The organism is Pseudomonas sp. SHLD1 (genome assembly GCF_028640935.1).
Lineage (GTDB): Bacteria > Pseudomonadota > Gammaproteobacteria > Pseudomonadales > Pseudomonadaceae > Chryseomonas > Chryseomonas aestiva.
Genome location: NZ_JAQZAD010000032.1, coordinates 410,152 through 435,489 on the forward strand (window position 1 = coordinate 410,152; position 25,338 = coordinate 435,489).

General features: G+C 64.3%; 26 protein-coding genes and 1 tRNA gene. 10 read left to right on the forward strand and 17 right to left on the reverse strand.

From position 1 onward, the window contains the following. The first annotated feature begins 131 nt into the window (after positions 1 to 131). The gene (locus tag PVZ77_RS22820) at positions 132 to 2,339 is read left to right on the forward strand and encodes a FimV/HubP family polar landmark protein (RefSeq protein WP_273807045.1); all 2,208 of its coding nucleotides are present in this window, start codon (positions 132 to 134) and stop codon (positions 2,337 to 2,339) included. Here PVZ77_RS22820 and PVZ77_RS22825 read toward each other — a convergent pair whose 3' ends face one another. Then, positions 2,340 to 4,538: a patatin-like phospholipase family protein gene (locus PVZ77_RS22825; RefSeq protein ID WP_273807046.1), complete on the reverse strand. Its 2,199-nt coding sequence runs from the start codon at positions 4,536 to 4,538 to the stop codon at positions 2,340 to 2,342. 71 nt (positions 4,539 to 4,609) lie between these two features. Between PVZ77_RS22825 and PVZ77_RS22830 the strand changes: the two genes are divergently transcribed. After that, complete coding sequence (locus PVZ77_RS22830) at positions 4,610 to 4,930, forward strand: SelT/SelW/SelH family protein (protein WP_273807047.1); 321 nt, start codon at positions 4,610 to 4,612, stop codon at positions 4,928 to 4,930. 2 nt (positions 4,931 to 4,932) lie between these two features. Here the strand turns inward: PVZ77_RS22830 and cspD are convergent, their stop codons facing one another. Next, on the reverse strand, positions 4,933 to 5,208 hold the full coding sequence (cspD, locus tag PVZ77_RS22835; protein ID WP_133859227.1) for a cold shock domain-containing protein CspD: 276 nt from the start codon (positions 5,206 to 5,208) through the stop codon (positions 4,933 to 4,935). Between the two features lie 221 nt (positions 5,209 to 5,429). Here cspD and clpS point away from each other — a divergent pair, with 221 nt between their 5' ends. Both clpS and clpA read left to right on the forward strand, forming a co-directional pair. Next, positions 5,430 to 5,786 carry an ATP-dependent Clp protease adapter ClpS gene (gene clpS / locus PVZ77_RS22840; protein WP_007162298.1) on the forward strand — a complete coding sequence of 119 codons (357 nt, stop codon included), beginning with the start codon at positions 5,430 to 5,432 and terminating at the stop codon, positions 5,784 to 5,786. A 48-nt stretch (positions 5,787 to 5,834) separates the two neighbouring features. Further along, positions 5,835 to 8,105 (forward strand): ATP-dependent Clp protease ATP-binding subunit ClpA, encoded by a 2,271-nt coding sequence (gene clpA / locus PVZ77_RS22845; RefSeq protein WP_133859226.1) that lies wholly within the window; start codon positions 5,835 to 5,837, stop codon positions 8,103 to 8,105. A gap of 71 nt (positions 8,106 to 8,176) precedes the next feature. On the opposite strand, the gene infA is transcribed toward clpA, so the two are convergent. From infA to aat, 3 genes are all read right to left on the reverse strand, one after another. After that, complete coding sequence (gene infA, locus PVZ77_RS22850) at positions 8,177 to 8,395, reverse strand: translation initiation factor IF-1 (protein WP_002553999.1); 219 nt, start codon at positions 8,393 to 8,395, stop codon at positions 8,177 to 8,179. Positions 8,396 to 8,490: 95 nt separating this feature from the next. Beyond that, positions 8,491 to 9,198, reverse strand: a complete 708-nt coding sequence (locus PVZ77_RS22855; protein ID WP_273807105.1) for an arginyltransferase — start codon at positions 9,196 to 9,198, stop codon at positions 8,491 to 8,493. Positions 9,199 to 9,233: 35 nt separating this feature from the next. Next, positions 9,234 to 9,923: a leucyl/phenylalanyl-tRNA--protein transferase gene (gene aat, locus PVZ77_RS22860; protein WP_273807106.1), complete on the reverse strand. Its 690-nt coding sequence runs from the start codon at positions 9,921 to 9,923 to the stop codon at positions 9,234 to 9,236. Positions 9,924 to 10,179: 256 nt separating this feature from the next. Between aat and PVZ77_RS22865 the strand changes: the two genes are divergently transcribed. Genes PVZ77_RS22865 through cysG form a run of 5 tightly spaced genes read left to right on the forward strand, consistent with a single transcriptional unit; the run spans position 10,180 to position 17,361 of the window. Next, positions 10,180 to 12,663: a DNA translocase FtsK gene (locus PVZ77_RS22865; protein ID WP_273807107.1), complete on the forward strand. Its 2,484-nt coding sequence runs from the start codon at positions 10,180 to 10,182 to the stop codon at positions 12,661 to 12,663. Between the two features lie 17 nt (positions 12,664 to 12,680). Then, entirely contained in the window at positions 12,681 to 13,304 is a 624-nt protein-coding gene (lolA, locus tag PVZ77_RS22870) for an outer membrane lipoprotein chaperone LolA (RefSeq protein ID WP_007162303.1), read from the forward strand. A 9-nt stretch (positions 13,305 to 13,313) separates the two neighbouring features. After that, positions 13,314 to 14,642, forward strand: coding sequence for a replication-associated recombination protein A (locus PVZ77_RS22875; protein WP_273807108.1), 1,329 nt, complete (start codon positions 13,314 to 13,316; stop codon positions 14,640 to 14,642). A gap of 47 nt (positions 14,643 to 14,689) precedes the next feature. Then, positions 14,690 to 15,967 (forward strand): serine--tRNA ligase, encoded by a 1,278-nt coding sequence (serS, locus tag PVZ77_RS22880; RefSeq protein ID WP_187979147.1) that lies wholly within the window; start codon positions 14,690 to 14,692, stop codon positions 15,965 to 15,967. Then, positions 15,967 to 17,361, forward strand: a complete 1,395-nt coding sequence (gene cysG / locus PVZ77_RS22885; RefSeq protein WP_273807109.1) for a siroheme synthase CysG — start codon at positions 15,967 to 15,969, stop codon at positions 17,359 to 17,361. The genes serS and cysG overlap by 1 nt, the downstream gene beginning before the upstream one ends. A gap of 2 nt (positions 17,362 to 17,363) precedes the next feature. Here the strand turns inward: cysG and PVZ77_RS22890 are convergent, their stop codons facing one another. The 7 genes from PVZ77_RS22890 to PVZ77_RS22920 form a co-directional block, all read right to left on the reverse strand. Further along, on the reverse strand, positions 17,364 to 18,365 hold the full coding sequence (locus PVZ77_RS22890; protein WP_273807110.1) for a glutathione S-transferase family protein: 1,002 nt from the start codon (positions 18,363 to 18,365) through the stop codon (positions 17,364 to 17,366). A gap of 65 nt (positions 18,366 to 18,430) precedes the next feature. After that, a complete protein-coding gene (locus PVZ77_RS22895; RefSeq protein WP_273807111.1) occupies positions 18,431 to 19,414 on the reverse strand; it encodes a glycosyl transferase family protein in 984 nt (327 codons plus the stop codon). After that, positions 19,411 to 19,725: a TusE/DsrC/DsvC family sulfur relay protein gene (locus PVZ77_RS22900; protein ID WP_273807112.1), complete on the reverse strand. Its 315-nt coding sequence runs from the start codon at positions 19,723 to 19,725 to the stop codon at positions 19,411 to 19,413. The genes PVZ77_RS22895 and PVZ77_RS22900 overlap by 4 nt, the downstream gene beginning before the upstream one ends. A gap of 2 nt (positions 19,726 to 19,727) precedes the next feature. Next, positions 19,728 to 20,027: a sulfurtransferase complex subunit TusB gene (gene tusB, locus PVZ77_RS22905; protein ID WP_273807113.1), complete on the reverse strand. Its 300-nt coding sequence runs from the start codon at positions 20,025 to 20,027 to the stop codon at positions 19,728 to 19,730. Next, the gene (gene tusC, locus PVZ77_RS22910) at positions 20,024 to 20,380 is read right to left on the reverse strand and encodes a sulfurtransferase complex subunit TusC (protein ID WP_273807114.1); all 357 of its coding nucleotides are present in this window, start codon (positions 20,378 to 20,380) and stop codon (positions 20,024 to 20,026) included. The genes tusB and tusC overlap by 4 nt, the downstream gene beginning before the upstream one ends. A gap of 1 nt (position 20,381) precedes the next feature. Further along, on the reverse strand, positions 20,382 to 20,777 hold the full coding sequence (gene tusD, locus PVZ77_RS22915; RefSeq protein WP_273807115.1) for a sulfurtransferase complex subunit TusD: 396 nt from the start codon (positions 20,775 to 20,777) through the stop codon (positions 20,382 to 20,384). 49 nt (positions 20,778 to 20,826) lie between these two features. Next, a complete protein-coding gene (locus PVZ77_RS22920) occupies positions 20,827 to 21,495 on the reverse strand; it encodes a Bax inhibitor-1/YccA family protein (RefSeq protein WP_273807116.1) in 669 nt (222 codons plus the stop codon). Between the two features lie 127 nt (positions 21,496 to 21,622). Between PVZ77_RS22920 and PVZ77_RS22925 the strand changes: the two genes are divergently transcribed. Further along, a tRNA-Ser gene (locus PVZ77_RS22925) sits at positions 21,623 to 21,710 on the forward strand. 445 nt (positions 21,711 to 22,155) lie between these two features. On the opposite strand, the gene PVZ77_RS22930 is transcribed toward PVZ77_RS22925, so the two are convergent. The 5 genes from PVZ77_RS22930 to folE2 form a co-directional block, all read right to left on the reverse strand. After that, positions 22,156 to 22,374 (reverse strand): hypothetical protein, encoded by a 219-nt coding sequence (locus PVZ77_RS22930; RefSeq protein ID WP_273807117.1) that lies wholly within the window; start codon positions 22,372 to 22,374, stop codon positions 22,156 to 22,158. 298 nt (positions 22,375 to 22,672) lie between these two features. Next, entirely contained in the window at positions 22,673 to 22,822 is a 150-nt protein-coding gene (locus tag PVZ77_RS22935; RefSeq protein WP_273807118.1) for a hypothetical protein, read from the reverse strand. A gap of 350 nt (positions 22,823 to 23,172) precedes the next feature. Further along, entirely contained in the window at positions 23,173 to 23,754 is a 582-nt protein-coding gene (locus PVZ77_RS22940; RefSeq protein ID WP_273807119.1) for a hypothetical protein, read from the reverse strand. Positions 23,755 to 24,049: 295 nt separating this feature from the next. Then, positions 24,050 to 24,313 (reverse strand): hypothetical protein, encoded by a 264-nt coding sequence (locus PVZ77_RS22945; RefSeq protein WP_273807120.1) that lies wholly within the window; start codon positions 24,311 to 24,313, stop codon positions 24,050 to 24,052. A gap of 112 nt (positions 24,314 to 24,425) precedes the next feature. Beyond that, entirely contained in the window at positions 24,426 to 25,331 is a 906-nt protein-coding gene (folE2, locus tag PVZ77_RS22950) for a GTP cyclohydrolase FolE2 (protein ID WP_273807121.1), read from the reverse strand. Between the last annotated feature and the right edge of the window lie 7 nt (positions 25,332 to 25,338).

Genomic DNA, 25,338 nt, shown 5'->3' on the forward strand with positions numbered 1-25,338 from the left:
TTTTCTGCGCGCGCGGCCATCGGTTTGCCGTCTGTCGGTATCGATGCTACGTTCCAGCGTAGCGGAGGCGATTTTTGTGAGCCACCGCGCTAAAACACCGGTTTCCTCGAATACCTGACGCAGCGGTATCCATGGTCGCGAAACGCCGTCCCCTTGCCTTTGTTCTTCTGTCGGCCGCCGCGCTGACTCCTCTTCCTCAAGCGGCGTTCGCGCTCGGCCTGGGGGGCATCACCCTGCAGTCTTCGCTCAACGAACCTCTGCGCGCGCGGATCGAGTTGGTCAACATCGGCGATGCCGGTGCCGAGGACTTCCGCATCCATCTGGCGGCGAACGAGGCCTTTGCCCAGGCCGGAGTGGATCGCACCCAGTTCCTCGACGATCTGAAGTTCACCCCGCACCTGCGCACGGCGGCGGGCAGCTATGTCGAAGTGACCTCGCGCCGCTCGCTGGTCGAGCCCTATCTGGGCTTCATCGTTCAGCTGGAACAGCCGGGCGGCAAGCAGTTGCGCGAGTTCACCCTGCTGGTGGATCCGCCGCGCAGTGGTGGCGCCCCCACCAGCGTCGCCAGTACCGCCCCGGCGCGCGTCCAGGCGGCGCCCGCTCGCGCCGCCGCCCCGGCCGCCGATCCGGTGGTCCGTCAGGCCGTATCGGCACCGCGCCAGGGGCTGGCGCCCTCGCCGGACCTGGCCGCCGGGGAGGGCGTCTACCAGACGCGTCCCAGGGATACCCTCTGGAGCATCGCCAAGCGCCTGGGGCCAATGGCCAATCGATCGGCCGAGCAGCTCATGGCCGATCTGTTCGCCCTCAATCCGGCGTCCTTCGCCAACAATGATCCCGGACGGCTCAAGGCCGGTCAGCGCCTGCGCCTGCCCGTGGGTGTCAGTGAACCTGCGCCGCGGCAGCCGGCAGTCGCCAGGACCACGCCGCCCGCGCCGAGCCCGATACCCGCTGCACCGGTCGCCACGGCGCCCGCTCTGGCACCGGCATCTGCTGCGCCAGCACCTGCCGCGGCACCCGTCGCTGCGCCCGCACCGGCACCGGTACCGGAATCAGTGGCGCCTCCAGTAGCGGCGCCGCAGCCGGCCGGAAGCTCTGCCGAAGACACCAAGCCCCTACTGGTGACGCAGGACCTCGGGCGGCAGGTTGGCGACCTGGAAGGTCAGCTGACTCAGCTGCAGGAGCGTTACGACGCACTGCTGGCACAGAAAGAGGTGATGATCGAGCAGCTCCAGCAGGACCGTGAAGGTCTGCAGCAGCAGTTGAAGCAGGCGCGTTCGGTGGCCCTGGCCACGCCGACGCCCGCTCCCGCGACGCCGGCACCGGAAAGCCCTGCCGCTCAATCGGCGCCCGTTGTCTCCAGTCCTGCCGCGGGCGGCACCGACGAAGGCCTGTTGTCACTGCGCTCGCTGTTGTTGGCGGGTGGCGCGGCCCTGCTGGCCCTGGCCGGCGTGCTCTGGTGGCGCCGGCGTAAGGCGGAAGACGTCGTCTTCGACGATGCGGATGACGTCGCAAGTGTCGAAATGGTCGAGCCCTTGCCCGAGCCCGTGCTGGCCGCGACCCAGCCGGTGGTTGCCAAGTCCAGGGCCAAGCCCGCAGCCGTCGCCGCCAGCCCGGCGCCGGTCGACGATCATGCCGGTCGTGCGGAGATCTACATCGCCTATGGCCGCTATGGCCAGGCGCGGGAAGTGCTGGAAAGCGGCCTGGCCGAAGATGATCGGCGTCAGGATCTGCGGCTGCTGCTGCTCCGGGTGCTGGCCACCCTGGGCGAGGCTCCGGCGTTCAGGGAGCACGAGCAGCGTTTCCTGGCGCTGGGAGGCGTGGCGGCGAGCCTGGCGGTGCTGCACGCCCAGTTTCCCGGCATGTCCGCCGATCCGGTGGAGCCCCTGCTGGAGGACGATCTGGACCTCGACCTGCCAGCCTTCGATGCGCCGGCCAGCGAATGGTCGGCGGAGTTGCAGTTCGCCGAGCCGGCGGTACCCGCGCCGGTGACCGAAGAGCACTACGATCTGGATCTGGCGGATCTGAGTCTCGATGAAGCCATTGCCCTGACCGAAGAGCTGGATGCCGATTCGGGGTGGAAGCAGGTCGATGCCCTGGAAGTCTCCCTGGAAGACGACTTTCCCGAAGGCCTGGGCGAGTTGCCGGGCGTCATGGAGCTGGACCTGAGTCTCGACGAGCACTTCATGGCCGATGCCATTGCCCGGCGGTTTGCCGAGGCCGAGGCCTGTCTCGACCAGGGCGACGTTCAGCACGCCGCCTCGCTGTTGCAGGAAATCGTCAGCGAAGGCAGCGACAGCCAGCGCGAGCGGGCCGAGATCCTGCTGTCCCGCATCGCCTGATCAGAAGCTGTTGCCCAGGTTGATGTAGAAGGCGTGTTCGCCCTGGTCGCTCAGGCCATAGGTGAACTTGAGCGGTCCCAGTGGCGTGTCCAGCCCGAGGAACAGGCTGGCCGCGCTGATGTTGCCGCTGTCGTAGTCGTCATCCCGATTCCAGATGCGTCCCTGTTCCAGGCTGCCGCCCAGATAGACCGGGGTGTCCAGCGGGAACAGCGAGCGCTGCGTGAGCTGGTGGTAGTAGATCAGCCGCGCCAGGCCGTAGTTCTGGCCGGACAGGGCATCCTGCCGATAGCCCGAGAGCTGCCAGGCACCCCCCAGCAGGAAGCTGCTGGTTACCACGTTGGTGTCGCTGTCCGTCGACAGGGTGCGCCCCAGGCCGCCCCCCAGCACGAAGGTGTTGTAGCCATAGCTGAGCGCCTTGTTCAGGTGCAGGTCCAGCTGACGGTAGCGTGAGTCCGAACCCAGACTCGGATCGAACTGCCTGAGCGTCAGCGCCAGGTCCTGGCCCTCTCGCGGGAAGTTCACGTCGTCCAGATCGTCCAGCGAATAGCGTAACTCGTAGAAGCCTTCGGTAAAGGATTCCTCCGGGGTGTCGCGCGGTCCGACATGCACCTTGGTACTGCCCCAGTCATGGCCGATACCCAGGCGCAGCTCGGCCTTGTTGCCGATCTGCCGACCCACATTGAGGCCGAAGCCATAGCGCTCGCGCCGGTATTCGGCGATGGGGTCGTTGCGCTCCAGTTGCTCGATGTTGCGGGCCTCGCCGCCGACGTAGGGCGCGATGAAATAGCGTGAGCCCACATCCAGAGGCTGGTAGAACTCGCTGTAGAGCTCCTGGTGATCGCCGATCTGCATCCGGGTCAGCCATTCGCCGCCCAGGCGGTTGAGGCCGTTGATGCGATAGCTGGCACCGAAGTTGAAGGCGCTGTCGCCCCGCAGGTCGTCGGATAGATTCAGGCCCAGCCGCAGGAAGTCCGTACCGCTGCGCTTGCCGCGGGCATAGATCACCAGCACGTTGTCGCCAGGGCCGTCCCGGCGGATGCGGTATTCCACCTGGTCGAAGTAATCCAGGCCGTAGAGGGTGCTCATGTCGTCCTGCAGGCGCTCGACATTGAGGGGTTCGCCCAGGCGCTGGCGGATGTAGTGACGAATGACCTCGTCTTCGACCTTGGAGTCGTTCTCGATGCGGATGGCGTCGATGACCGGGGTGCGGTTGCTGGGCGCGCGCGCGGCTGCCACGGCCGTGGAGCGCTCGCTTTTCGCGTCCTTGCGCAGCACCGCCAGTTCGCTCGCCATCGCCATGGTCGCCCGATAGCCGGCATCGATCAGCGCCCTGACCTCGCTGAAGTCGGCGCTGGTATAGCTGGCCAGTGGCGGCTGGATCAGCAGGTCCTGCTTGCCCAGGGTCGCCAGCTGCGCCTGGGAATTGTTGCGCGTCATCAGGGTGGTGGACTGGTTGAGCACGTCCAGTACCGTGGTCAGGTCCCTGCGCTTGAGCAGCGGGGTACCGATGTCCACCACCACCACCCGCTGCGCGCCCATGTCCCGGGCCACGTCGATGGGGATGTTGTCGACCATGCCGCCATCCACCAGCAGCCGGCCGTCGATTTCCACCGGAGCGAACACCGCCGGAATCGACATGCTGGCGCGGATCGCGCGGGGCAGATGACCATGATCGAAGACCACCTTCTCGCCGGTGGTGATGTCCGTGGCCACCGCGCGGAAGGGGATGGCCAACTGGCTGAAGTCCCGGGTATCGCTGGTATGCACGAACAGCTTTTCCAGCATCATCCCCAGGTTCTGGCCCTGGATCACCCCGATGGGCAGGCCCAGGGTGCCGTCATCCCGAAAGCTGAGCTTCTGCTTGACCAGGAAGTCCCGGTCATCCTGCTTGCGCCGGTAGGGCACGTCCTTGCGTGGCGGCTGGTCGGACAGTACCTGGCCCCAGTCCATGTCCAGTGCGATGCGTTCCAGTTCCTCGGCGCTGTAGCCGGCGGCATAGAGGCCGCCGATCACCGCGCCCATGCTGGTGCCGGCGATGGCGTCAACCTGGATGCCCTGTTCCTCCAGCGCCTTCAGCACGCCGATATGCGCCAGTCCCCGGGCCGCGCCGCCAGACAGCACCAGGCCGACCTTCGGCGGCGGGGCACTCCAGGCCAGGGCGGACAGGAGAAGACAGGCTACCAGCAGCAACAGGCGCATAGGACGGACCACATGGCGGACGGAATCGGGAGCTGCGTATTATAGGGAGCCCAGGCCTTGCGAGGTGTACCGTGGCGGACGCCAGACCTATCATCACCATCCACTACTGCACCCAGTGCCAATGGCTGCTGCGCTCGGGCTGGCTGGCCCAGGAGCTGCTCAGCACCTTCGGTACCGATCTGGGGGGAGTGACATTGTTACCGGGAACCGGTGGCGTGTTCGAGGTCGCCTGTGGCGAAGAGGTGCTCTGGGAGCGGAAGAGGGATGGCGGCTTTCCCGATGCCAGAGCGCTGAAGAATCGGGTCAGGAACCTGCTGTTTCCGGAGCGCGATCTTGGGCACAGCGAAGGACAGCGGCGCGAAGGGGGAGATGGCGCCCCCGAAGGGGCGTGAGATCAGGCTTCCGTACTGACCGTATCCCGCACATCGAGGGTATTGGTGGCCGGCGCAGCGGCGGGTGCGCTCACTTCGGCCGCGCGAATCTCGACGGCGTGCAGGCCCTTGGGACCCTGAACGATATTGAAGTTGACCGCCTGGCCCGCCTTCAGCGTGCGGTAACCGTCCATCTGAATGGCCGAGTAATGAGCGAATAGGTCTTCATCACTGTTATCTGCAACGATGAAGCCATATCCTTTGGCGTTGTTGAACCATTTGACCTTGCCACTGAGCATACCGGCTCCCTCTGCAAAGGACTCCAAGCCTGGAGTATCATTCGACTACAGTTCCAGTGAATCCACACAGACGCCACTACAACGGAACCCTTGGTACCTCGTCGGTACAGGATGTTTGTAACACCCTTTCAGCCTTAGTCAAGGCAAGGCAATAGGCGGCTGAGACGTGGATCAAGCTCTTTTTTTCCTGCTATTCATCCCGTAATTCGGAATCGATCAGAATGCGTGTAATCGACCCCATCCGACTGGCGGCGGACGACAACGAACATCAGGACGGCGACAACGGCGGCCTGGCGGTGCAGGAGGCGAAACCTGCACTAAAACGGCCAGCCAGATATCGAGTTCTGATGTATAACGATGACTACACCCCGATGGAGTTCGTCGTCGAGGTGCTGGAACGCTACTTCAGCATGAACCGCGAAGCGGCTACCCAGGTGATGCTCACTGTGCATACTCAGGGAAAGGCAGTCTGCGGAACATTTACTCGCGATGTCGCTGAAACCAAGGCCATGCAAGTCAATCAATATGCCAGGGAGTGCAACCACCCGCTGCTGTGTGAAATCGAAATCGAAAGTTAGATCTGTGCTGCTTGGGCTACTGTGCTGCTTGGGCTATGAGGTGAAGCTATGTTGAATCGTGAGCTCGAAGTCACCCTGAATCTCGCCTTCAAGGAGGCGAGGACGAAGCGTCATGAATTCATGACCGTTGAGCACCTCCTGCTGGCGCTGCTGGACAATGAAGCGGCGGCCACCGTGTTGAGAGCCTGCGGCGCCAACATTGATCGCCTGCGGCGCGATCTGTTGGAATTCATAGATTCCACCACGCCCCTGATCCCACAGCAGGACGACGAGCGCGAAACCCAGCCGACGCTGGGTTTTCAGCGTGTCCTCCAGCGTGCGGTCTTCCACGTGCAGAGCTCGGGCAAGCGCGAAGTGACCGGGGCCAACGTCCTGGTCGCCATCTTCAGCGAGCAGGAAAGCCAGGCAGTGTTCCTGCTCAAGCAGCAGAGCGTGGCGCGGATCGATGTGGTCAATTTCATCGCGCACGGCATCTCCAAGGTGCCAGGGGCCGCACCCGAAGCCGAGCAGGATCAGGACGCTGCCGAGGAGGAGGGTGCCGAACCCAGCTCTTCCAATAATCCGCTGGAAGCCTACGCCAGCAACCTCAACGAGCAGGCTCGCCAGGGTCGCATCGATCCGCTGGTGGGGCGTGAATCGGAAGTCGAGCGCGTAGCCCAGATCCTTGCCCGGCGCCGCAAGAACAACCCGCTGCTGGTGGGCGAGGCCGGCGTCGGCAAGACCGCCATCGCCGAAGGCCTGGCCAAGCGCATCGTCGACGGTCAGGTCCCCGACCTGCTGGCCGACAGCGTGGTCTATTCCCTCGATCTCGGTGCGCTACTGGCCGGGACCAAATACCGCGGCGATTTCGAAAAGAGATTCAAGGCCCTGCTGGCGGAGCTGAAGAAGCGGCCCCACGCCGTGCTCTTCATCGACGAGATCCACACCATTATCGGTGCCGGCGCAGCCTCGGGCGGGGTGATGGACGCCTCCAACCTGCTCAAGCCGCTGCTGTCCTCCGGTGAGATCCGCTGCATCGGCTCGACCACCTTCCAGGAATTCCGCGGCATCTTCGAAAAGGACCGGGCACTGGCGCGGCGCTTCCAGAAGGTCGATGTCGTCGAGCCGTCGGTGGATGATACCTACGGCATCCTGCGTGGCCTCAAGGGGCGCTTCGAGCAGCATCACCACATCGAGTACACCGACGAGGCCCTGCGTGCCGCAGCCGAACTGGCTGCGCGCTACATCAACGACCGGCACATGCCCGACAAGGCCATCGACGTGATCGACGAGGCAGGTGCCTACCAGCGCCTGCAGCCCGAAGACCGTCGTGCCGAGCGCATCGACGTGCAGCAGGTCGAAGACATCGTCGCCAAGATCGCGCGGATCCCCCCGAAGACCGTCAACAGTTCCGACAAGGAGCTGCTGCGCAACCTGGAGCGCGACCTCAAGCTGACCGTCTTCGGTCAGGACCTGGCCATCGAATCCCTGTCCACCGCGATCAAGCTGTCCCGTGCAGGTCTGAAATCTCCGGACAAGCCGGTTGGTTCCTTCCTCTTCGCCGGTCCCACCGGGGTAGGCAAGACCGAGGTTGCCCGGCAGCTGGCCAAGGCCATGGGCGTCGAACTGGTGCGCTTCGACATGTCCGAGTACATGGAGCGGCATACCGTGTCTCGCCTGATCGGTGCGCCTCCCGGCTATGTCGGTTTCGACCAGGGTGGTCTGCTGACCGAAGCCATCACCAAGACGCCGCACTGCGTGCTGCTGCTTGATGAGATCGAGAAGGCTCACCCCGAGGTGTTCAACCTGCTGCTGCAGGTCATGGACCATGGCACCCTGACGGACAACAACGGTCGCAAGGCCGACTTCCGCAACGTGATCCTGATCCTGACCACCAACGCCGGCGCCGAAACCGCATCCCGTGCCTCCATCGGCTTCACGCTGCAGGATCACACCACGGATGCCATGGAAGTCATCAAGAAGAGCTTCACGCCCGAGTTCCGCAACCGTCTGGATACCATCATCCAGTTCGGCCGCCTGAGCACGGAAGTCATCAAGAGCATCGTCGACAAGTTCCTTACCGAACTCCAGGCGCAGCTCGAAGACAAGCGTGTCCAGCTTGAGGTCACGGATGCGGCCCGCAGCTGGCTGGCAGAGCGTGGCTACGATGTGCAGATGGGTGCTCGTCCCATGGCGCGCCTCATCCAGGACAAGATCAAGCGGCCGCTGGCCGAGCAGATCCTGTTCGGGGACCTGGCCGACCATGGCGGTATCGTCCACATCGACGCGGTGAACGACGAGCTGGAATTCGAGTTCGAGACCACGGCCGAACCTGCCTGAGGGCAGGTCGCGATTTACAATCGCTCATGAAAAAGCCCGGCATTGCCGGGCTTTTTCATGAAAGGATTCGCTTAACGCGCGCGGTAAGTGATCCGGCCCTTGCTCAGATCGTAAGGCGTCAGCTCCACGCGAACCTTGTCGCCCGTCAGGATGCGGATGTAGTTCTTACGCATCTTCCCGGAGATGTGCGCGGTGACGACGTGCCCATTTTCCAACTCCACGCGAAACATGGTGTTGGGAAGGGTGTCGACGACAGTACCTTCCATTTCGAAGCTGTCTTCTTTCGACATATATAGAAAAGCCCTCGGTGACAAAAATTGGCCCAGAGCAGTCCGGGCGAAAAAGGCCCATATTCTGACAGAAATTCAGAAAAAGCGCTATTTCGTCAGGCCAGGGCAACCCAGCGCTGATTGACGAAGAGCTCAATGGGACGATACTCGGTCTTATAGGACATCTTGCGACACCCTTTGATCCAGTAGCCGAGATAAACCGCGTCGAGGCCGAGGCGGCGCGTTTCGGCGACCTGCCAGAGGATACCGAATACGCCCAGGCTGCGCCTTTCTTCGCTGGGGTCGTAGAAGGTGTAGACCGCCGACATGCCGTTGGGCAGCACATCGGTCACCGCGATGCCGATCAGGCGGTCTTCCACCCGCATCTCGTAGAAGAAGGCGTAGGGCAGGTGGCTGACCAGGAAGGTGGAGAACTGGCCGCGACTTGGCGGGAACATGTCGCCGTCAGCGTGGCGCTCGCTGATATAGCGGGCGTAGAGCTGATAGCGCTCTTCGGTGAAACCCGGGTCGCAGCGCGTGACCTTGATGTCGAGATTGCGCTTGAGTACGCGCGTCTGCTTGCGGCTGGGGCGAAAGCGAGCGACGGGGATGCGGGCGGGAACGCAGGCTTTGCAGAGTTGGCAGTGGGGGCGGTAGAGGTGATCGCCGCTGCGGCGGAAGCCCAGTTCGGACAGCTCGGCGTAGATCTGGCCGTTCATGGGTTGCGAGGGGTCGAGAAACAGCGTGGTCGCCTGCTCGTTGGGCAGGTAACTGCAAGCGTGAGGCTGGGTTGCGTAAAACTTGAGTCTCGCCAGCTCGGTCATGTCGAATCTCTACATAAGCCTGGCCTGAGTGTAAGTCACCCGCAGAAGGTAGGCCAGGCGGCCATGCTGGCCTGATCCAGGTATTTGGCCAGGTATTCGGCAAAGCGTTCCCGGGAGAGACTGCTCGCGCCGAGACTCTCCAGATGCGCGGTTTGCATCTGGCAGTCGATCATCACGAAGCCCCAGGCGGCCAGGTCCCGTACCAGGGTCACGAAGCCGATCTTGGAAGCGTTGTCGGCGTGGCTGAACATGGACTCGCCAAAGAACAGCTTGCCCATGGCGATGCCGTAGAGACCGCCGACCAGCTGGTCGCCGTCCCAGACTTCCACGGAATGAGCCCAGCCCTGGGCGTGCAGTTCCTGGTAGGCCTGGCGCATCTCCGCGGTGATCCAGGTGCCGTCGGCATCGCGTCGCGGGCCGGCGCAGGCCTGGATCACCCTGGCGAAGGCCTGGTCGTAGGTGACGCGCAGCGGCGTCTTGCGCAGGGTCTTCGCCAGGCTGCGGGAGACGTGCAGGTCTGGCGGGAAAAGCACCGTACGGGGATCCGGCGACCACCAGAGCAAGGGCTGGCCAGCCTGGTACCAGGGAAAGCAGCCGTGGCGATAGGCGCCGATCAGGCGTGCCGCGCTCAGGTCGCCGCCGACGGCCAGGAGGCCGTTGGGTTCGCGCAGCGCCTGCTGCAGGGGCGGGAAGTCAGGGCTTTCGCGGGTCAGCCATTTCACCATGGTAGGGGAGGGCGCCTTCTGATGGGTGAAGCCGAAGGGGTGCGGCTTGTGCGTAACAAGCTCAAGAAATCGTCATAACTCTTTGTCAGGACAACGAAAGAATGCTCCAATGTTGTGCCTGAAGGCGGTTCCGGTACGTCCGTCCGCTATCGTGCCATGTTTCGCCGCGGGACTGTAGAAGCAGGGCCCGGGCGATCTAGAATGGCGCACTGTTTTTGATTCACGGTCACACGTTCCGTGTGCGGGAAAAGCGCGCTTGAAGCAATCCAGTTCTGTCAGCCACGTCAACCAATGGCGTGAGCATCTGCATTATCGTCTCAAGGAGGTGGTGCTCATCGCACTGGCCGCCTTGTGCCTGTATCTGCTCATGGCTCTGTTGAGCTACGACCCCTCCGATCCGGGCTGGACCCACACCAGCCGCATCGATCAGGTCCATAACACCGCGGGCCGCGCCGGCGCCTGGCTGGCCGACGTGCTGTTCATGGCGCTCGGCTATTTCGCCTTCGTGTTCCCCGTCCTGCTCGCCGTCAAGACCTGGCAGATCTTCCGCAAGCGGCACCTGCCCTGGGAGTGGAGCGGCTGGCTGTTTTCCTGGCGGCTGACCGGCCTGGTCCTGCTGGTGATCTCAGGTTCGGTACTGGCCTATATCCATTTCCATGCGGTCTCGGCGCTGCCGGCGTCCGCTGGCGGCGCGCTGGGCGAGAGCCTGGGGCAGCTGTCGGTAGCCGCCCTCAATGTCCAGGGCAGCACGCTGCTGTTCCTCGCACTCTTCCTGCTGGGATTGACGGTCTTCACCGATCTGTCCTGGTTCAAGGTGATGGATTTCACCGGCAAGGTCGTACTCGACCTGCTGGACCTGGTGCAGGGTGGCCTCAGCCGCCTAGCCGGCGGTCGCCGCCAGGCTCCGGAACTGGACGTCTTCGACGAGCCGGTGTCGCCGCCGGTCGCGCGCAAGAGCAAGGCGCGCGAGGTGCCAATTCCCGTCGCCGACGAAGATCTGGACGATCTGCTCGACGTCGCGCCGCCACCACGGGTGGAGCGTGCTGCGCCGCGCATCGAGATGCCCGCGCCCAGTCGCCTTGTCGCCGAAGCGTCCGAGTCCGCGCCTGTGGCTACCGCGCCTGTCCCCGCGCCGGCCAGTGTCGCCATGCCTACGCCGCCGCCGCGCAAGGCGGCGCCAGCACCGGCCCCCGCGCCCTATTCGCCGGCGGCCGCCGTGGTCCGGGTCGACGCGGATCTGGAAGGTACGCTGCCGCCGCTGTCGATCCTGGATCGCGCCGAGAAGAAACAGCAGAGCTATTCGCCGGAATTCCTCGAGAACATGTCGCGCCTGCTCGAGGTCAAGCTCAAGGAGTTCGGTGTCGAGGTGATCGTGGAGAGCGTCCACCCCGGCCCGGTGATCACCCGCTTCGAGATTCAGCCAGCGGCCGGCGTCAAGGTCAGCCGCATTTCCAACCTGGCCAAGGACCTGGCGCGTTCGCTCGCCGTGTTCAGTGTCCGGGTGGTGGAGGTCATTCCCGGCAAGACCACCGTGGGTATCGAGATTCCCAACGAAGATCGCCAGATGGTGCGCTTTTCCGAGGTCCTCGAGTCGCCCGAGTACGCGGCGGCCAAGTCACCCGTCACCCTGGCCCTGGGTCACGACATCGGTGGCAAGCCGGTCATCACCGACCTGGCCAAGATGCCGCACCTGCTGGTGGCCGGTACCACCGGTTCCGGCAAGTCGGTGGGCGTGAACGCCATGCTCTTATCGATCCTGTTCAAGTCGAGCCCGGAAGACGCTCGCCTGATCATGATCGATCCCAAGATGCTGGAACTCTCGATCTACGAGGGCATTCCGCACCTGCTCTGTCCGGTGGTGACCGACATGAAGGAAGCCGCCAACGCCCTGCGCTGGAGCGTGGCGGAGATGGAGCGGCGCTACAAGCTGATGGCGGCCATGGGCGTGCGTAATCTGGCCGGCTTCAACCGCAAGGTGAAGGACGCGGAGGAGGCAGGTACGCCGCTGACCGATCCGCTCTATCGTCGCGAGAGCATGGACGACGAGGCACCGCTGCTGAAGACGCTGCCAACCATCGTGGTGGTGGTGGACGAATTCGCCGACATGATGATGATCGTCGGCAAGAAGGTCGAAGAATTGATCGCGCGGATCGCGCAGAAGGCGCGGGCCGCCGGTATCCACCTGATCCTGGCCACCCAGCGGCCCTCTGTGGACGTCATCACCGGTCTGATCAAGGCCAACATTCCGACGCGGATGGCCTTTCAGGTGTCGAGCAAGATCGACTCCCGGACCATTCTCGACCAGGGTGGCGCCGAACAGCTGCTCGGTCACGGTGACATGCTCTATCTGCCACCGGGTACCGGCCTACCGATCCGCGTCCATGGCGCCTTCGTGTCCGACGACGAGGTCCATCGCGTCGTCGAGGCCTGGAAGGAGCGCGGCGCCCCCGACTACATCGAAGACATTCTCAGCAGTCCGGACGAAGGCGGTGGTGCGGGCTTCGACGGCGGGAGTGGCGAGGGTGGCGACAGCGACGAGGACGATCCGCTCTATGACGAGGCGGTGCGCTTCGTCACCGAGAGTCGTCGGGCCTCGATCTCCGCGGTCCAGCGCAAACTCAAGATCGGTTACAACCGGGCGGCACGGATGATCGAAACCATGGAAATGGCCGGTGTCGTATCGCCCATGAACACCAACGGCTCGCGCGAGGTCACAGCGCCTGCTCCGGTGAGAGACTGACATCCATGAGGATCTCGATGCACAAGCTGCGTTGCTTCGCCCTGGCCGCCCTGGCTGCCGTAAGCTTTTCCGCCCATGCCGATCAGGCGTCCGTGGGTCGCCTGTCGCAGCTGCTGGACAAGGCCCAGACCCTGACCGCGCGCTTTTCGCAGTTGACCCTGGATGGTTCGGGTACTCGTCTGCAGGAAACCGCTGGCAACATGAGCCTCAAGCGTCCCGGGCTGTTCCGCTGGCATTCCGATGCACCCCAGGAGCAGCTGCTGGTCTCCGACGGCAAGCAGGTCTGGCTGTACGATCCGGACCTGGAGCAGGTCACCATCCGCAAGCTGGATCTGCGCCTGACGCAGACGCCGGCGCTGCTCTTGTCGGGTGACATTTCCAAGATCGAAAGCAGCTTCGACGTCACCAGCAAGGATGCCGGCAACGTCGTCGACTTCGTGCTCAAGCCCAAGACCAAGGACACCCTGTTCGACAGCCTGCGGCTGTCGTTCCGCAACGGCGTGATCAACGACATGCAGTTGATCGACGGTGCCGGTCAGAGAACCAACATCCTCTTCTTCAACGTCAAGCTCAACGAGCCGGTGGCCGCGTCCCAGTTCACCTTCCAGGTGCCCAAGGGAGCCGACGTCATCCAGGAGTGATCGCACCCCATGGATCTCTTCAGCACCGCACCCGTCGGGCAGCCCTTGGCTGCCCGCATGCGTCCCGCGACCCTCGATGAATATGCGGGTCAGCAACACCTGCTGGCGCGAGGCAAACCTCTGCGTGAGGCGCTGGAGCAGGGCGCGCTGCATTCGATGATTTTCTGGGGCCCCCCCGGCGTGGGCAAGACCACCCTGGCGCGGCTGCTGGCCCAGGTTTCCGATGCCCATTTCGAAACCCTCTCGGCGGTGCTTTCCGGGGTCAAGGAGATCCGCCATGCGGTGGAGGTGGCCAAGCAGCAGGCCGCCCAGTATCGCCGCCGCACCATCCTCTTCGTCGACGAGGTGCATCGCTTCAACAAGTCGCAGCAGGATGCCTTCCTGCCCTATGTCGAAGACGGCACCCTGATCTTCATCGGGGCGACCACTGAGAATCCCTCCTTCGAGCTCAACAACGCGCTGCTCTCGCGGGCCCGTGTCTATGTGCTCAAGAGTCTGGACGACGAGGCCCTCGGCGGCCTGGCACGACGGGCTCTGACCAGTGCCAAGGGCCTGGGTGAGCGACAGCTGAGTCTGCCGGACGACGCCCTGGCGCTGCTGCTGGCCGCCGCCGACGGCGATGGCCGGCGGCTGCTCAATCTGCTGGAGAACGCCGCGGACCTGGCCGAGGACGGTGGTGTCCTGGACGCCGAACTGTTCCAGAGTCTGCTGGGCGATCAGCGCCGCCGCTTCGACAAGGGCGGCGAAGCCTTCTACGACCAGATCTCCGCGTTGCACAAGTCGGTGCGCGGCTCGAATCCCGATGGCGCCCTCTACTGGTTCGCCCGCATGATCGACGGCGGCTGCGACGCGCTATACATCGCCCGGCGCGTGGTGCGGATGGCCAGCGAAGACATCGGCAACGCCGATCCGCGCGCCCTGAGCCTGTGCCTGGACGCGTGGGATGTCCAGGAGCGCCTGGGCAGTCCGGAGGGCGAGCTGGCCATCGCCCAGGCGATCGTCTATCTGGCCTGCGCGCCCAAGAGCAACGCCGTCTATATGGGCTACAAGGCCGCCCTGGCCGACGTGCGCCAGAACGGCTCGCGCGAGGTGCCGCTGCACCTGCGCAATGCGCCGACCAAGCTGATGAAGAACCTTGGCTATGGCGACGAATACCGCTATGCCCACGATGAGCCCGAAGCCTATGCCGCGGGTGAAGACTACTTTCCCGAAGAACTCGAGCCGCGCCGCTACTATGAGCCGGTTCCCCGTGGGCTGGAGCTGAAGATCCGCGATAAACTGCAGCACCTGGCGGACCTTGACCAGTCCAGCCCGCGCCAGCGCCGGCGGCGTTCCTGACGCTCCGCTCACACCGCTGCCCTCATTCCTAAGCAAGAGACACGGACATGCTTGATTCAAAACTGGTTCGCACCCAAACCGAGGAGGTGGCCGCACGTCTGGCGACCCGTGGCTACGTCCTCGACGTCAGCCTGGTGGAGTCGCTGGAAGCCCGTCGCAAGGCCGTGCAGACCCGCACCGAGACCCTGCAGGCGGAGCGCAATGCCCGCTCCAAGGGTATCGGCCAGGCCAAGGCGCGCGGTGAAGACATCGCGCCGCTGCTGGCCGAAGTCGATCGCATGGGCAGTGAACTGGAAGAAGCCAAGCGTGAGCTGGACCTGGTCCAGGGCGAGCTGGATGCCCTGCTGCTGGGCCTGCCCAACCTGCCTGACGCCTCGGTACCGGTCGGCAAGGACGAGGACGACAATGTCGAGGTCCGTCGCTGGGGCGCCCCGCGTGACTTCGATTTCGAGATCAAGGATCACGTCGCCCTGGGCGAGACCCATGGTTGGCTGGATTTCGAGACCGCCGCGCGTTTCTCCGGCGCCCGCTTCGCCGTGATGCGTGGCCCCATTGCCCGCCTGCACCGTGCCCTGGCGCAGTTCATGCTCAACCTGCACACCGGCGAGCACGGCTACGAAGAGACCTACACCCCCTACCTGGTGCAGGCCGAGACCCTGCAGGGCACTGGTCAGCTGCCCAAGTTCGAGGAAGACCTGTTCAAGATCGGCCGCGAAGGCGAGAGCGATCTCTACCTGATCCCCACCGCCGAGGTCACCCTGACCAACCTGGTCGCCGGCCAGATCCTCGATGCCAAGCGCCTGCCGCTGAAGTTCACCGCCCATACCCCCTGCTTCCGCAGCGAAGCCGGGGCCTCGGGGCGCGACACCCGCGGCATGATCCGCCAGCACCAGTTCGACAAGGTGGAGATGGTCCATATCGTCGAGCCGAGCACCTCCTTCCAGGCCCTGGAAGAGCTGACCGGCCACGCCGAGACCGTACTGCAGCGCCTGGAACTGCCCTACCGGGTGCTGTCGCTGTGCACCGGCGACATGGGCTTCGGCGCCACCAAGACCTACGACCTGGAAGTCTGGGTGCCGAGCCAGGGCAAGTATCGCGAGATCTCGTCCTGCTCCAACTGCGGTGATTTCCAGGCGCGCCGCATGCAGGCCCGCTACCGCAACGCCGAGGGCAAGCCCGAGCTGGTGCACACCCTCAACGGCTCCGGCCTGGCCGTGGGTCGTACGCTGGTCGCCGTGCTGGAGAACTATCAGCAGGCTGACGGCAGCATCCGCGTCCCCGAGGTGCTTAAGCCCTACATGGGCGGCCTCGAGGTCATCGGCTGATGGATTACCTGCCGCTCTTCCACAAGCTCGATGGCCGTCCGGTACTGGTGATCGGCGGGGGCGATATCGCCTTGCGCAAGAGCGTGCTGCTCGCCGAAGCCGGCGCACGCATCACCCTGGTGGCGCCGGAGATCGAGCCGGAGGTACGCGCCTTCGTCGAGGCGCGGGGCGGCAGTTGCCGGGTCGAGCGCTATGCGGCGGATCACCTCGCCGGGCATTGCCTGGTGATCGCGGCCACCGACGATGACGAGGTCAACGAGACGGTGTCTCACGATGCCCAGGCGCTGGGCCTGCCGGTCAACGTGGTGGACGCTCCGAAGCTGTGCACCGTGATCTTTCCGGCCATCGTCGATCGTTCGCCCCTGGTGATCGCCATTTCCAGCGGCGGTGACGCCCCGGTGCTGGCGCGTCTGGTGCGCGCCAAGCTGGAGAGCTGGATTCCGGCGACCTATGGCCAGCTGGCGCAACTCGCCCAACGCTTTCGCGCCCGGGTGAAGACACGCTTCGCCGATCTGCAGGCACGGCGCATCTTCTGGGAAGAGGTGTTCCAGGGCGAAGTCGCGGAAAAGGTCTTTTCCGGCCAGCCCCAGGCTGCCGAGCAACTGCTGGAAGCCAAGCTGAACAGCGAGACGGCCACCTTTCGCGGCGAGGTCTACCTGGTCGGCGCTGGTCCCGGTGATCCGGACCTGCTGACCTTCCGCGCCCTGCGGCTGATGCAGCAAGCCGATGTGGTGCTCTACGACCGGCTGGTGGCGCCGACCATCCTCGACATGTGCCGGCGCGATGCCGATCGCATCTATGTCGGCAAGCGGCGCGCCGAGCATGCGGTGCCCCAGGACGATCTCAATCGCCTGCTGGTCAAGCTGGCCCAGGAGGGCAAGCGGGTCCTGCGGTTGAAGGGAGGCGATCCCTTCATCTTCGGTCGCGGTGGCGAAGAGATAGAAGAGCTGGCGGCTGAAGGCATTCCCTTCCAGGTGGTGCCGGGCATCACCGCGGCCAGTGGCTGTGCGGCCTATGCCGGCATTCCCCTGACCCACAGGGACCATGCCCAGTCGGTGCGCTTCGTTACCGGCCATCTCAAGGACGGCTCGGCCGATCTGCCCTGGACCGATCTCGTGGCGCCGGGGCAGACCCTGGTGTTCTACATGGGCCTGGTGGGGCTGCCGACCATCTGCGCGCAACTCATTGCCCATGGCAAGGATCCGGCGACGCCGGCTGCGCTGGTGCAACAGGGCACCACGCTCAACCAGCGGGTGTTCACCGGTACCCTGGAAGATCTGCCGCGACTGGTGGCCGAGCATGAGGTCCATGCACCGACCCTGGTGATCGTCGGCGAAGTGGTCGCGCTACGCGAGAAGCTGGCCTGGTTCGAAGGCGCCCAGGCGGCGGTCTGATTTCAGGCCGCGCCCTGGATCCCGGCACCGCTCAGGGCCTCCCGGCCATGGGGCAGATCCAGCTCCAGGGCCGGCCCCTTGGGCACGATACCGGTCGGGTTGATCTGCTCATGGCTGCCATAGTAGTGGTGCTTGATGTGCTGGAGGTCCACGGTCTCGGCGATCCCCGGCCACTGATACAGCTCTCGCAGCCAACCCTGTAGCGCCGGATAATCCCGAATGCGCCTCAGGTTGCACTTGAAGTGGCCATGATAGACGGCGTCGAAGCGAATCAGGGTGGTGAACAGGCGCCAATCGGCTTCGGTCAGCCATTCGCCGGTGAGATAGCGCTGGGTCTGCAGCAGCTTTTCCAGATCGTCGAGGGTGGCGAAGACCTCGTCGAAGGCCTCTTCGTAGGCCTCCTGGGTGGTGGCGAAGCCAGCCCGGTAGACACCATTGTTGACCGTCGGATAGATACGGTCGTTGAGGGCATCGATGCGATCGCGCAGGGCCTCCGGGTAGAGATCCAGGCGATTGCCGGTCAGCTCGTCGAAGGCGCCGTTGAACATGCGGATGATCTCGGCGGATTCGTTGCTGACGATGCGCTCCTCCTGGCGATCCCAGAGCACCGGGACGGTAACCCGCCCGGTGTAGTCGGCCTGGTCGCGCTGATAGAGCTGGTAGAGGCGGTCGAGGTGATAGAGGTCGTCACCGCTGGAGCCCTTGGCCAGGTCGAAGGTCCAGCCTTCCTCACGCATCAGCCAGCTGACCACCGATACGCCGATCAGGTCTCCGAGGCCCTTGAGCTGGCGATAGATCAGGGTGCGGTGCGCCCAGGGGCAGGCCAGGGACACATAGAGGTGGTAGCGACCGGCTTCCGGGGCATAGCGTGCGGCGCCTTGCGGAATGGCTTGCTCGGGGCGGGCGATCCAGTCCCGACGCTGGGCTTCTTCCCGTTTGAAATGGCCATCCTTGCCATTGTCATACCAGCGGTCCTGCCACTGTCCATCGACCAACAAGCCCATATCGTCATCCTCCGCTACGTTGCGGTTAGGAACCCGGGGAGCCGCTCCGGGTTCCTGAGGTGACGTCAGAGCGCCCGGTCGCGCGCTTCCCAGCGTCGCTCGGCTTCACGCTGGGCGCTGGCATGATCCTGACCCAGGGCGCGCAGGGCCACGGCCAGGGTGGCGATAACCGCCAGGCGCCCATAGGGATCTTCCGCTTCACCCCGCCAGGTGGCGGCCAGCAGGGCCGGATCGAGGCGCTCCGGCTTGACCTGGCGACGCTCGGTCAGCGCCGGCCAGCTTTCGTCCCAGGCCTCGCCAGCACGGGTGCCATAGAGATGGGCGATGACATCGGGATTGCGCTCGACTTCACCACCTTCGCCCTTGATGACGATGCTGTCATCAGCCAGCAGGCGACTGGCCTCGCGGTGCACCTCCTGGTAGCCCGGGTGGAAGATGCTCTGCAGGATGCAGCGCGCCTGGCTGGGGTTGAGCAGCCGTACCAGGGAATGGATCGGCGAGCGCAGGCCGAGCTCGGCCTTGAGATCGATCATCCGCTGCAGGGCCGGCATCCAGGCGGCCAGTGGCAGGAAGGCCGGCTGGCCGCGATCGAGCAGGGCGCCGACGTCCTGCCAGTCCGTAGCGGTCGGCATCCCCAGGTCGGCCAGGCACTGTTCGGTATAGAGTCGGCCCGCGGTGTGGGTGCCGCCGCCATGCATGACCACCCGCACGCCGCTACCGGCCAGGCATTTCACCGCCAGCAGGTACCAGGGCAGATGACGCTTCTTGCCGGCGTAGGAGGGCCAGTCGAGGTCGACCATGAAGCGTGGCGGCCGCAGCCGTGCTCGGACGGCGCGGGTGAAGCCGGCCAGCTCCTCGGCGCTCTCTTCCTTGTGCCTGAGCAGCATGAGAAAGGCGCCGAGCTGGGCATCGGTTACCCGGCCGTCTAGGATGAGGCCCATGGCCATTTCCGCCTCGGCCTCGGTCAGGCTGCGGGCGCCACGCTTGCCCTTGCCCAGGGCCCGGACATAGACGGCGAAGGGATGTTCTTCGGGCGTGGTGAAGGTCATAGACAGTTATCCGGTTTCGGCAGGCCGGCCAGTTTGGCGCCCAGCTTGGCTGGCGCCCCCTTGAACAGCAGGTTGAGCTGCAGACTGGTACCCAGTTCCGGGCCCAACGTCTGGGCAATGTACTTGATCAGCGGCCGATTGGCCGGCGAAAGCTGGAATTGTGCGTAGAAGGCACGCAGCGCCTGCAGCACCTGCCAGTGGCGCTCGGTCAGCTCGATGCCCTCCTTGAGCGCCAGTTGCTGGGCCACGTCCGGACTCCACTGGGAGAGGTCGCGCAGATAGCCTTCGGGGTCGAGGTCGAGAGGAGGCATGCTCAGGTCCAGCTGATGACCTTGGCGCAGCTCACGCTCAGGTCGACGAAGGTGGGGTAGTCGATCAGGGTCACGGCTCGTTCGGGGTGCAGGCGACGCGCCTGGACGTCTTCCGCCAGGGCATAGAGGGCCGCCTCTGCTGGAAGTTGCGTGAGCAGCTCGGCCGCCGGGCTGCCAGGGCGCAGGGCCTCGACGGCAGCGCCGGTGAGCAGAACGGTGTCCTCGCTACGGACCCAGCTCAGGCCGTCCAGAGCACCGGCGTCCAGCAGCGGCGAGCGGGAAAACAGGTGCAGGGTAGTCAAATGGAAATCACCTGGTCATGGTCGTGGATCAGCGCCGCCAGGGCCGCGGGCTCCAGGGGCGTCACCCAGGCGGGCAACTGCTCGGGCGTGATGCCCAGGCGCTGCAGGGCGGTGGCCTCGGCATAGATGGTCTCGACACCGAACAGCGGCAGTGCGGAGAGGTTGGCACTCAGGTCCTTTTGCTCCAAGGCAGCGCTGTCGGCTGCCAGCAACTGGGTCACGCCAGGACCGGCGAACAGCAGCGCCAGGGGCAGTTCGAAGGCACCGCCGGCCAGTACGATATCCAGGGCCTCGCGAGGACCGGGGCCGCTCAGTGCCGGCTGGCGGGAGATGACGAGGGTGCTCTTGGCCATGCTAGTCGCCTCCAAAGCAGAGCAGGCGATCGGCGTCCTGCACCGCCTCATGCAGTTGGCCCAGACCGGACAGCTGCCAGGGCGCCCGCACGTTCACCGCGCCTTCACGCTCGTAGCGCCGCGCTTCGCTCTCGTCCAGCAACCCGCGCTTGAGGGCGGCGGCAATGCAGACCACGGCATCGATCTGGTGGCGTTCGATCAGTTCGCGCCAGCGCGCGGGCAGATCGGATTCGTCCTGGCCACTGACCAGGGCGTGGGAGGCGTTATGGACACCGTCGCGGTAGAGAAAGAGGCGCGACAGTTCGTGACCCTCGGCCAGCAGCGCCTCGCAGAAGCGCAGGGCTCGACGCGCCGAGGGCGCCTGGGGTGAGGAAAGGACAACGATGGCAAATTTCATGGATGTAGAAAGGCCCGCCGGAGCGGGCCTCTCGGACTACCGCTGTTGATCAATCGTTGTTGCTGGCGAATCCGAAGATTTGCAGCAAGCTGATGAACATATTGTAGATCGAGACGTACAGGGTGATGGTAGCCATGATGTAGTTGTCTTCACCACCGTGCACGATGGCACTGGTCTGCAGCAGGATGGCCGCGGCGGAGAACAGCACGAAGCCCGCGCTGATGGCCAGTTGCAGACCACTGATCTGAACGAAGAAGGACAGCACCACGGCGCCCAGCAGGATCCAGAACCCCGCCATCAGGAAGCCGCTGAGGAAGCTCATGTCCTTGCGGCTGATCAGGGCGTAGGCCGACAGTCCGAAGAAGGCCAGGGCGGTCATGCCGGCGGCGGAGGCGATCACGCTGCCACCGTTGGGCAAGCCCAGGTACATGTTCAGGATCGGGCCCAGGGTATAGCCCATGAAGCCGGTCAGGGCGAAGGTGCTGACCAGGCCCCAGCCGCTGTCGCGGGTCTTGACGGTCAGGAAGAACAGGCCATAGAAGCCGATCAGGACCACGAAGATGTTGGGGTAGGGCAGTCGCATCTGCTGCGAGACGAAGGCAACCAGGCCGCTGAATGCCAGAGTCATGGCCAGCAGGGCATAGGTGTTGCGCAATACACGGCTAACGTCCCGCGGTTGCGCGATGGCAGGGTTGTAGGCGTATTGACGCTCGTTCATGGTGTACTCCAAAGCTAGATTAACGGTGTGATGTACCGTACGACCCCGAAGATAGCAAATGTTGCTTAAGGATCGCTTGCGACTGTTTGACAGTGTGTTGCCATCAGGTACTATGCGCCCCTCTTACGGAAGTGTGGCCGAGTGGTTTAAGGCAGCGGTCTTGAAAACCGCCGACTCGCAAGGGTCCCAGAGTTCGAATCTCTGCGCTTCCGCCACCTTCGAAGCCCCGTTCCTACGGGGCTTTTTGCTATCTGCAGCGCTGGATTTCAAGGGCCGTTGGGCGAGTGAAAAAGAGGAGTTCCGCAACCCATTCGGGACGACTCCGCTGCCTGGCCTGCTAGGGCACTCGATCCCGATGAAGCTGATCATCGCGATAACCTTGGCGCTACCTGGGAGCGAGGGCTGAGTGGTGGTCGAGGAGAGCTGCTTTTCCAGGAGGAGCAGGCAGTACGGTCGGAGTCAGGACGTGCAAGGCGTCGACGACCGATCAGTCGTCCGCTGAGGCTACCGGTACTGATCGTGCGTGATCGTCAGCAGGCCACCATGGCCACCACGAAGATGGTCGCCAGCCCGATACACATGGCGCCCAAGGTGAGCGCCAGTAGGCCTTGATCGCCAGCCAACGACCCTGGACGAATGAGTGCAGATTTCAACGGGACGCTATTTATCCGGTGGGGCCTGGACTCGAAGAGCGTCACTGTCCTTGTTAACTGATAGCGCAACTGAAATATCCTTTTCAGTTTCGGTGCCGGGCTGCGGAGCCCAGCTATTGGCTGCGATTGTGGCTTCAGCGAAGCTCAACAGCAAGACAATTGCTGATACGCAGGTTCCTATGGCAATCGCATTGATCACCTTCTGTTCTTTCACAGGCGCATTCATGTTGATTGCCTAGCACGGGTCGACGTCGAGAGAGGACGTCTGACAACCGAAAGTGGCAGAAGTGCGGGCGTCCATCGAGCGTTGCAAGGTGGCCATTACACTCACCACCGTGGGAAAGAGTCACCAGTCAGTTGGAGGCCGCAGATCGCAACCTCCGGTCGGACCGTCGCTGGGACTGGCACGCTGCTAGATCACTGGACATCGCCGTTTCACTTCCGGCAGGGGGCCTGGCCAGGGTCGCTGCTAGATTCTGTTCGCAATCGAGACCCGCGGCTGTTCCGTGAGACTGCCCAGACCTTCACTGATATTTCCGCCACTCGCGATATTTCTCGCCGATGATCTGGTTCAGTGCCTTGGGCTGCTGGCACTCGACGCCGGCCAGGGGGTTCGGCTCGCAGAGGGTGCTTCTGTTGAAATAATGGCTGCAGCCCAGGAGCAATAGGGTCATTCCCACTAGCGTCATGTATTTCACGGGGTCTCCACGATTCTGAAGCGCCAGTAGCTGGCGGTCATTTCCGAGCTCTGTGCCCGACAGGGGCTGATGGACTGCAGGGAGGGCTCGGGCAGTTGGATACCGATCTCGGCCAAGATCCTGTCTTGCTACCTTTTACTCCGGTTTTCCTGCTTCGATGCGCCTTTGGCACGCCATCCCTGTAGCTTAGCTGAAACACTTCACGCTCCTTGGCGTTCATGTCGATAGCTGTGCGCTGCGGTCTGCTGTGGATCCTGCTCCAGCACCTGTGGACATGAAAAAGCCCGCGCAAGGCGGGCCTTCTCCATAGCAAGTGCAGCGTCCAGTCAGGGCGTGTTGCCCTTGGCCAGGGCGGCGGCGATGGCCGGTGCGTCGATGGCGTTGGTCAGGACCTGGGTCCCCGAGAGGATGACGTTGTTGGTCGGGCCGCTGCCTTTGATCTCGTCGCTGGCGAGCACCTTGCCCTGGTCGTCGAGGACCTGGGTGATGACGTCATAGTCGAAGCGGACGCGCATGTAGGCGTCGGATTTCCACTCCCGCAGTTTCAGTACCAGCAGCTTCTGGCCCTGGGGGGCGCGGTCGCTGGTCTGGCTGGGCATGGCGGTGATGGCGGCGCGGGCCAGGGCCTTTTGCACGGCGTCTTGCAGATCGGCGGAAAGGGGGCTGCCGCTGTAGGTGCGGACGCTCCAGGGATTGTAGTAGAGGCCGCGGATGTTGCCGACGTAGGTGGCGTCCTTGTGCTGGGCGACGACATAGGGGCGCTCGTCGAGTACCGCGACGGCGACCGGCTTGTCGGCCTTGACGCTGAGTTGCGGGGCGGTCTGGCGGTAGTCGATCTTCTGGCCGATGGCGCAACCGGCCAGTTGCAGCGCAGCGAAGCTGATGAACAAGAGATGAGACGGCTTCATGCGAAACTCCTTTTTCGAGAGGCGCGCAGTCTAAGCCATCAGGGCTGTCATGCCAAAATAATGTGACGTAATTCACGGATTGGCTGGAGCGACTGCCAGTCGGACTCCGGGCCATGCAACCGGGTAGATGCGCCCGGTGCGCGCATCAGTTGAGTATCCAGGCCAGCGGGATTGCCTGTTGGGTGCAGTCGCTGTCTTTCAGTGGTCGGGATTCGGGCGACCTACCGCTGCTTCAAGGGAGCGAACAACGTTCGAGGACAAGCCAGTCCTTTGGCTCTGCCCCGACCCGGGTGGGTTACAGCGTCTTCTTGTATTCCTTGTCCACCTTCTTGTCTTCACGGTGGCGTTCCTTGTCCAGATGGGTATCGGTGCGGTCGGCTTCGTCGGCGGCATGGGCCGCGCCCTTGTCGACTTCCTTGCGGTCGTGGCGGGCGTCCTTGCTCACGTCACGGCCGTCCTGGCGGACGCTCTTTTCCACTGGGCTTTCGGCCAGCGCGACGCCTGTGCCGAGGACGCCCAGCAGAACGGTCATGGCTGCTGCGGTAAGGCGTGATTTCATCGAGAAGCGCTCCTGAGTTGAGACAGCGGGAGTGGTCGCCCAAGGCGACTGCTTCCTTGCAGTAAAGCGGTAAAGCGGCCGTTTTGAAAGGAAAGCAGCAGAGACGCTCTGGTCAAGTGGGCGAGCTGGAGGCCCAGGCGGACGCATCGTGCGGATGCAGGCTCTCCAGATGGCGCACCTGGATGCTCACGTCCTGGTGGCTGTCACGCAGGGCGACCAGCAGGCGGCGGGCGGCGTCCTCGACGAACATCAGGTTGCTGCCATTGAGCGCGGCGAATGCCTGTTCGTCGGCGCGCTTGACGGCGGTCTGCACCGGCGTGCCCAGGGCCTGTTCGCACTGGTCGATCAGGGGCAGCAGGCCGAAGTCGGCTGCATCTGCCGGTAGGCTGATCCGTACCCGGGCCAGGCTGCGCTGGCTGTGCGGGGTGGCCAGGGAGGCGTTACCGCTCAGCCAGTGGGCGACGGTGGCTGGATCGAGCTGCGTGGCGGCCCCGTGTTCGGCAAGAAAGGCCCGTTCGATCAGTTGGCGGGACAGGGCGGCGGAGCAGGGGCAGGTGGACGCGTAGAGGATCTCGATGCGGGCGCTGAGCTGGAAGACGCCAGCCACCCAGCTGGCGTCCAGGCGTACGGGATAGCGTTTCCAGCCGCTCAATTCGGGGGTCACCAGGGCGGGGCGGCGGATCAGCAGGGGGAAGTCCAGCCGCAGGCGGGCGGCGCGGGAGTCGCAGCTGCGATGGCTGGCGACCATGTCGCTCAGCAGCAGACGCAGGAGTGCGGGCGTCAGGAGGGCTTCGCCAGCCAGGCGATCCAGCAGCTGATAGAGCCGGGACATATGGATGCCCTTGGCGGTGGCCGTGGGCAGGTCGACCTGGACGTCGGCGCTGGCGGGCAGCAGGCCGCCAAGTACGTCCTTGCCGAGGCGGATCGGCAGGTCGATGCCCTGCATGCCGACCCAGTCGAGCGCGGCGGGCAGGGTAGCGGTTTCGCTGAGGGAGACGTCGGGGAGGATGGCATTCATGGGCAGG

Excerpts from the sequence above, each read along its gene's own strand:
- infA (WP_002553999.1), bottom strand. The coding sequence starts at position 8,395 with ATGTCGAAAGAAGACAGCTTCGAAATGGAAGGTACTGTCGTCGACACC.
- PVZ77_RS22855 (WP_273807105.1), bottom strand. The coding sequence starts at position 9,198 with ATGACCGAGCTGGCGAGACTCAAGTTTTACGCAACCCAGCCTCACGCT.
- PVZ77_RS22935 (WP_273807118.1), bottom strand. The coding sequence starts at position 22,822 with ATGACCCTATTGCTCCTGGGCTGCAGCCATTATTTCAACAGAAGCACC.
- clpA (WP_133859226.1), top strand. The coding sequence starts at position 5,835 with ATGTTGAATCGTGAGCTCGAAGTCACCCTGAATCTCGCCTTCAAGGAG.
- PVZ77_RS22930 (WP_273807117.1), bottom strand. The coding sequence starts at position 22,374 with ATGAATGCGCCTGTGAAAGAACAGAAGGTGATCAATGCGATTGCCATA.
- PVZ77_RS22920 (WP_273807116.1), bottom strand. The coding sequence starts at position 21,495 with ATGAACGAGCGTCAATACGCCTACAACCCTGCCATCGCGCAACCGCGG.
- PVZ77_RS22940 (WP_273807119.1), bottom strand. The coding sequence starts at position 23,754 with ATGAAGCCGTCTCATCTCTTGTTCATCAGCTTCGCTGCGCTGCAACTG.
- aat (WP_273807106.1), bottom strand. The coding sequence starts at position 9,923 with ATGGTGAAATGGCTGACCCGCGAAAGCCCTGACTTCCCGCCCCTGCAG.
- PVZ77_RS22895 (WP_273807111.1), bottom strand. The coding sequence starts at position 19,414 with ATGACCTTCACCACGCCCGAAGAACATCCCTTCGCCGTCTATGTCCGG.
- tusD (WP_273807115.1), bottom strand. The coding sequence starts at position 20,777 with ATGAAATTTGCCATCGTTGTCCTTTCCTCACCCCAGGCGCCCTCGGCG.
- clpS (WP_007162298.1), top strand. The coding sequence starts at position 5,430 with ATGCGTGTAATCGACCCCATCCGACTGGCGGCGGACGACAACGAACAT.
- lolA (WP_007162303.1), top strand. The coding sequence starts at position 12,681 with ATGCACAAGCTGCGTTGCTTCGCCCTGGCCGCCCTGGCTGCCGTAAGC.
- PVZ77_RS22875 (WP_273807108.1), top strand. The coding sequence starts at position 13,314 with ATGGATCTCTTCAGCACCGCACCCGTCGGGCAGCCCTTGGCTGCCCGC.
- PVZ77_RS22900 (WP_273807112.1), bottom strand. The coding sequence starts at position 19,725 with ATGCCTCCTCTCGACCTCGACCCCGAAGGCTATCTGCGCGACCTCTCC.
- folE2 (WP_273807121.1), bottom strand. The coding sequence starts at position 25,331 with ATGAATGCCATCCTCCCCGACGTCTCCCTCAGCGAAACCGCTACCCTG.
- PVZ77_RS22820 (WP_273807045.1), top strand. The coding sequence starts at position 132 with ATGGTCGCGAAACGCCGTCCCCTTGCCTTTGTTCTTCTGTCGGCCGCC.
- cspD (WP_133859227.1), bottom strand. The coding sequence starts at position 5,208 with ATGCTCAGTGGCAAGGTCAAATGGTTCAACAACGCCAAAGGATATGGC.
- serS (WP_187979147.1), top strand. The coding sequence starts at position 14,690 with ATGCTTGATTCAAAACTGGTTCGCACCCAAACCGAGGAGGTGGCCGCA.
- PVZ77_RS22890 (WP_273807110.1), bottom strand. The coding sequence starts at position 18,365 with ATGGGCTTGTTGGTCGATGGACAGTGGCAGGACCGCTGGTATGACAAT.
- tusC (WP_273807114.1), bottom strand. The coding sequence starts at position 20,380 with ATGGCCAAGAGCACCCTCGTCATCTCCCGCCAGCCGGCACTGAGCGGC.
- PVZ77_RS22945 (WP_273807120.1), bottom strand. The coding sequence starts at position 24,313 with ATGAAATCACGCCTTACCGCAGCAGCCATGACCGTTCTGCTGGGCGTC.
- cysG (WP_273807109.1), top strand. The coding sequence starts at position 15,967 with ATGGATTACCTGCCGCTCTTCCACAAGCTCGATGGCCGTCCGGTACTG.
- PVZ77_RS22825 (WP_273807046.1), bottom strand. The coding sequence starts at position 4,538 with ATGCGCCTGTTGCTGCTGGTAGCCTGTCTTCTCCTGTCCGCCCTGGCC.